7 protein-coding genes are annotated in these 5,687 nt (G+C 41.5%); 2 read left to right on the plus strand and 5 right to left on the minus strand.

Going from position 1 to position 5,687, the window contains the following annotated elements; all coding sequences use genetic code 11:
• Positions 1-23: 23 nt before the first annotated feature.
• Positions 24-809 (minus strand): hypothetical protein, encoded by a 786-nt coding sequence (locus CWC14_RS11535; protein WP_138563027.1) that lies wholly within the window; start codon positions 807-809, stop codon positions 24-26.
• 313 nt (positions 810-1,122) lie between these two features.
• Here CWC14_RS11535 and CWC14_RS11540 point away from each other — a divergent pair, with 313 nt between their 5' ends.
• Positions 1,123-2,394 (plus strand): O-acetylhomoserine aminocarboxypropyltransferase/cysteine synthase family protein, encoded by a 1,272-nt coding sequence (locus tag CWC14_RS11540; RefSeq protein ID WP_008112587.1) that lies wholly within the window; start codon positions 1,123-1,125, stop codon positions 2,392-2,394.
• A gap of 67 nt (positions 2,395-2,461) precedes the next feature.
• Positions 2,462-3,121 (plus strand): NADPH-dependent FMN reductase, encoded by a 660-nt coding sequence (locus tag CWC14_RS11545; RefSeq protein WP_008112588.1) that lies wholly within the window; start codon positions 2,462-2,464, stop codon positions 3,119-3,121.
• Between the two features lie 17 nt (positions 3,122-3,138).
• Here CWC14_RS11545 and CWC14_RS11550 read toward each other — a convergent pair whose 3' ends face one another.
• The 4 genes from CWC14_RS11550 to hisF all read right to left on the minus strand — a co-directional run bounded on the left by CWC14_RS11550 (position 3,139) and on the right by hisF (position 5,383).
• The gene (locus CWC14_RS11550) at positions 3,139-3,327 is read right to left on the minus strand and encodes a DUF1289 domain-containing protein (RefSeq protein WP_036932555.1); all 189 of its coding nucleotides are present in this window, start codon (positions 3,325-3,327) and stop codon (positions 3,139-3,141) included.
• A gap of 14 nt (positions 3,328-3,341) precedes the next feature.
• Complete coding sequence (locus CWC14_RS11555; RefSeq protein ID WP_008112592.1) at positions 3,342-3,857, minus strand: hypothetical protein; 516 nt, start codon at positions 3,855-3,857, stop codon at positions 3,342-3,344.
• Between the two features lie 141 nt (positions 3,858-3,998).
• Entirely contained in the window at positions 3,999-4,613 is a 615-nt protein-coding gene (gene hisIE, locus CWC14_RS11560) for a bifunctional phosphoribosyl-AMP cyclohydrolase/phosphoribosyl-ATP diphosphatase HisIE (protein WP_008112594.1), read from the minus strand.
• Positions 4,604-5,383, minus strand: a complete 780-nt coding sequence (hisF, locus tag CWC14_RS11565; RefSeq protein ID WP_008112596.1) for an imidazole glycerol phosphate synthase subunit HisF — start codon at positions 5,381-5,383, stop codon at positions 4,604-4,606. Before hisF ends, hisIE begins: the two co-directional genes overlap by 10 nt.
• Between the last annotated feature and the right edge of the window lie 304 nt (positions 5,384-5,687).

The raw sequence follows: 5,687 nt of genomic DNA on the forward strand, positions 1-5,687 counted from the left end.
ACCTCCGGCTACCCGATTATGAATTAACTGCTCGGAAGGTGACATTTTGAACCCTTCCATTTAAACGAATTTAAGATGTCTTGAAATATGGAATGTAACGCTTCCATTGATGGTGGGGATACATCAACTTCACCATAGTGCCCGTCTGCCATCGTATTACCATATTTAGTGCCATTCAGACTATTGAGGACAAGCGCTCCGCCCTCAGCTTTTATAAACCCATTATCTATAGGTTTCAGCTCAAGCGGCTGCGGGTTTCTTCCTGCCCCAAGACCTCTCGAACGGTCCTCCATATGCTGAGAGCTATTTCTAACTCCACGTAAATGAGGAAACGCTTCTCCGAACCTCGTGTAGAATTCTTCTAGCACAGGAGGAACATTTGGTTGTTTTTTTAAAACATTGAGAAATTTATCAAACGAATCGAGCGCATACAGAAACGCGCGAGCATGCATAAATGATTGGTTATGCACAAATTCCCTAGGAAGTTTCCCCGACTGCCACTGCTCTCTTTTAAATATTATTTCAGTTTCGAGCTGGATTTCATCCCACACCTCGCGATCGTGAGGGTTGTCATACTTTTCCTCAACTTCACGTCTAATCGCTGAGCGTCGGTTCGATTCCGCTTCCCACTTTTCTTGCGAATTCGAATCGCGATCTCTTTGTATAGAGTGTAGAAACATGTTTAATGCAAGATTAGCCTCATAAAATTGACCTTCCAAACTGCGTAAAATACCTTCAACTTCCCACGACCAATCACGATCATCATAGTCTAACCAAGTACCGGGTTTAATTATTTCAAAGATGTACATGTATCGCTCTTGATTCATAACATTTTAGTATTTATGCGACACGCATATTTATACCAGCGCTGCGCTCATTTTTCTTTTATACATATTTTTAACAAATTACCTAACATATTACTATCACTAAGTTTTTATTGTGTTTAATAAATACTTAGAGGAGTAATATGCGCGCTTGGCTCATTTTCTTGAATATATGAGCGAACGGTAGAATTAGATACAGCATCCAATCAAATTACTTCAACATTCTTTAGTATATTTCATGTGCATTTTGTAACCATTAAATGCTACGTTAGATGTAACTATATTGAAGGAATAAATTATGAAACTTGAGTCTTTAGCGTTGCACCATGGTTATGAATCTGAAGCCACCACTAAGTCGGCGGCGGTGCCGATTTATAACACTTCTTCGTACACCTTTGATAATACCCAGCACGGTGCTGATTTATTTGATTTAAAAGTCCCGGGTAATATTTATACCCGCATTATGAACCCGACCAATGCGGTGCTTGAGCAGCGTATTGCCGCGATGGAAGGCGGCATTGGTGCACTGGCGGTGGCCTCGGGTATGGCGGCCATTACCTATGCGATTCAATGTTTATGTGAGGTGGGCACTAATATTGTAAGCACCAGTCAAGTGTATGGTGGTACTTATAACTTATTTGCCCACAGCTTGCCGCGCCAAGGTATAGAAGCGCGAATGATTAAAGCCGATGATTTTGATGGTTTTGAAAACGCCATTGATGAAAACACCCGTGCGGTATTTTGTGAGTCAATTGGTAACCCTGCAGGAAATATAGTTGATATTGCTCGCCTTGCGAAAATTGCCCACAGCAAAGGGGTGCCTTTAATTGTAGATAACACCGTGGCTACGCCGTATCTGTGTCGTCCATTTGAGTTAGGTGCCGATATTGTGGTGCACTCGCTCACTAAATACATTAACGGCCATGGAACCGCGATTGGCGGTATGATTGTTGATTCGGGCAAGTTTGATTGGAAAGCCAATGCGACTCGTTTTGCGATGATGAATGAGCCTGATCCGTCGTACCATAATGTAGTGTATACCGATGCGTTTGCTGAGGCGGCATTTATTGGGCGTTGCCGCGTTGTCCCTCTTAGAAATACCGGTGCGGCGCTTGCGCCTAAAAACGCATCAGATATTTTAATTGGCCTTGAAACGTTAGGGCTAAGAATGGATCGTCACTGCGAAAACGCGCAAAAAATTGCTGAATATTTAGAGAGCCACCCTAAGGTGCTTTGGGTTAATTACGCGGGATTAAAATCAAGCCCGTATAACGAAATGAGCCAAAAAATTACCAATGGTAAGGCGTCAGGTATTTTAAGTTTTGGTATTGCCGGTGGCCTAGAAGCTGGTACGCGCTTTATTGATGCCCTGAACATGATTTTACGTTTGGTTAATATTGGTGATGCTAAATCGCTGGCGTGTCATCCAGCATCTACTACGCACCGCCAACTAAATGATGAAGAACTGGCTAATGCTGGTGTTAGCCGCGATTTAATTCGTTTATCGGTGGGTATTGAAAACATTGACGATATTATTGCCGATGTAAGCCAAGCACTCGATAAAGCTTAAACCGTACGGTAAATACCTCAAACTATTTGAGGTATTTATTTTTGTAATCAAAAAGGAGTGCCGTTATATGAAGTTATTAATTTTTCTCGGTTCGGTTAGAAAAAGTACCCCACCTAAGCCTGCGCGTTTAGGGGAAAGGGTAGCAAAAGCATGTGAGCGTTGTTTGCTTGAGCACTATTCTGAGCATGAAATAGAGCTTATTGATCCGCTCGATTACGATTTAGACTCAGTGTTTAAACCGCACTTTGCCTATTCGCAGGCTGAGGTACCTAAACAGCTTGATGATTTAGCGGCAAAAATTAAAGCCAGCGATGGCTTTGTTATGGTGAGCCCTGAATATAATCATTCTATGAGTCCAGCACTCGCTAATTTGCTAAACCATTTTGGAAGTTCTCTATTTGGCTATAAACCCAGCGCGATTGTTACCTATTCTGCAGGGCAGTGGGGCGGCGTACGTGCTGCTGTTGGCATGCGCAGCTTTTTAAGCGAACTAGGTTGTTTACCCGTATCAGCAATGATCCATGTACCAAAAGCGCAAGACGTATTTATTGAAAGTGGTGAAGTAAACAATAGTGCAGAGCAAACAGCGTGGGATAGCTATTTTTCGCGCAGCTTTAATCAATTAATGTGGTGGGCAGAAGGCGCAAGCAAACAACGTGAAGCGTTAGATCCTAAGCAATTAAGCAAAGATTTTAAGCGTGACCCATCACAACGTAATGCGCCTTAACGGTTGATAAATTTAAGCTAGTCTTTTTTGGTGTCTTCGCGAGGGGAGGCCAATATTGCTTGCTTTTGTTCGTCGGTTAAAATAATCCAGTCGAATATTTCGTCGCTAGTGCGCCCGCACCCGGTGCAGTAGCCATTCATTCTATAACATTCACCAATACAGTCTGTTTTTAAATGAGTGGATTGTTTACTGGGTGTTTGGCGCATAAATTCTCTCGTAATTATTTAGTGGCGACGGGCTTTCCTACTTCTAAAGAGGTCGACCAAGTTTTAATTTTTGATAACGTTTTGCTGGTATAAACAGAAATAACCGGTGACTTGTCATCAAGTACAAAGGTAGTTCGCAGCGACGTTTCTGACTCCTTTTGCGTTTCTAACCAGTTATTTGTTTTAGTTAAACACTGGCGAGTGAGTTCAACCGCTTGTTGATGCATAGCTACCGCCTGCTGCTGATCTGTGTAGCTTTCTTGGCAACGGTAGGTCACAGTTTGCTTGTTAAAGCTAGTCACTTGGCAGTTATCGCCAAACACGTTGTACTTTGCACTCCACACATCTAAATAAGGTGTTTTTACTTTAGTATCTTTTAACGCTTCAAAGCGATTATCGAATTCGGTTATTAAGCCATCCATTTTTTCACAGGGCGTTAAGCTGTCTAATTTGGCTTTTTGTTCGCTGGTTAAACTGCTACAGCCAGATAAAACAAGACCCGTGAGTATAAGCGTTAGATAAGTTTTCATAGTGCGCTATCCTTTTGTAATTGCTATCAAGGATACCTAAGGGAGAGAATAAATGCTATTGAGAGGCTGAATTAAAAAGAAAAATTATGGCTTTTTATAACGATGTGCGCCAAATAATGGCGCACACAGTAATCGTTGTGTTTACTTATGACGACCTTGAAGGCAAGCAACAACATCAGTCAGTTCTAACCCTTGGCGCTGTAATAGTACAACAAGGTGATATAACAAATCAGCTGACTCGTTAGTAAGCTCATTGTTGTCGTGTTTCATTGCCGCAAGCGCCACTTCCACACCTTCTTCACCTACTTTTTGACAGCTACGGCTTAAGTCTTCTGCAAACAGTGACGCGGTGTAGCTTTTAGCTGGATCATCATTTTTACGAGCAACAATGACATCTTCAAGTTGCGCTAAAAAGCTTAAGCTTGGTTTTGCAGCATCACCAAAACAGCTTTGTGTGCCTAAATGACAGGTTGGGCCTTCTGGGTTTGCAAGTACAAGTATAGAGTCGTAATCGCAATCGGTATGCACCGATACCACGTTTAAAAAGTTTTCTGATGACTCGCCTTTGGTCCATAAACGCGATTTAGAGCGCGAATAAAAAGTCACTTTATTACTTTCAAGTGTTACTTTAAGCGCTTCGCTGTTCATAAAGCCTTGCATTAAAATTACGCCAGAGCGGGCATCTTGAACAATGGCAGGGATCATCTCGCTTTTAGCGAAATCAACTTGAGTTTGGTTTTCTAAGGTTACTTGCATAGTCTTGCTGTCACTTGGTTATCGATTAAAAATTGTTTTAGTTCGCCGATGTTGATCACGTTTTTGTGAAAAACACTGGCTGCGAGTGCACCATCTACTTGGCTTTGTTGAAATACATCAACAAAATCTTGCATGCTGCCTGCACCACCAGAGGCGATTAAAGGAATATCACACAGCTGGCGTATTTTGCTTAGTTGCTCGTTGTCGTAACCGTTGCGAACACCATCTTGGTTCATACAATTTAAAACGATTTCGCCCGCACCTAAGTCTTGTACGCGTTTAACCCATTCTTCGGTTTTATAACGGGTGCGGCTTGACGCATTAGGATCGCCAGTAAGCTGATAAACTAGATATTCACCGGTTGTTTCATCAAAAAAGCTGTCAATGCCAACAACCACACACTGCTTGCCAAACTCATCATGTAGCTCTTTAATTAGCTCTGGACGCGCAATTGCTGGACTATTAATACTGATTTTATCTGCGCCACGTTCAAGTACGCGGGCTGCATCAGCTACCGACTTAATACCACCAGCTACACAAAATGGAATATCGATATGGCGGGCAATGTTCTCAACCCAATTTACATCGAGTAAGCGTTTTTCAACACTTGCACTGATCTCGTAAAATACCAGCTCATCGGCGCCCGCTTCACTGTAAGCTTTTGCAAGGGTAAGTACATCGCCAACCACTTCGTGGCCCTTAAATTTAACGCCTTTAACGACTTGGCCGTCTTTTACGTCTAAACAAGGAATTATACGTTTTGATAACATGAGAATGCCTCGTTTTTAAAATTCTGATTTGAAAAAAAGCTGTTTTTACATTTATTATTTGTATGACTAAATAGAAGACACATAGACTGCACTTGATATGTTATTTATTTGATAAATTTGAATAGTTAATTTAATGAATGAATCTTAAAGCATTACTATGCAATGAATTCTTAGCCCCACTATATAATAAAACTCCGGCTATGTTAATCGCTAAAGCTAGAACTTAAAGTGATAATTAATGCCTTAACAAAGTATCCACTGCAAATCTAATTTAAATTTATAAAATACTAGGGCGTGTTGATCT

Origin of the sequence: Pseudoalteromonas sp. S3260, assembly GCF_005886925.1 — a bacterium.
Taxonomy (GTDB): Bacteria; Pseudomonadota; Gammaproteobacteria; order Enterobacterales; family Alteromonadaceae; genus Pseudoalteromonas; species Pseudoalteromonas tetraodonis.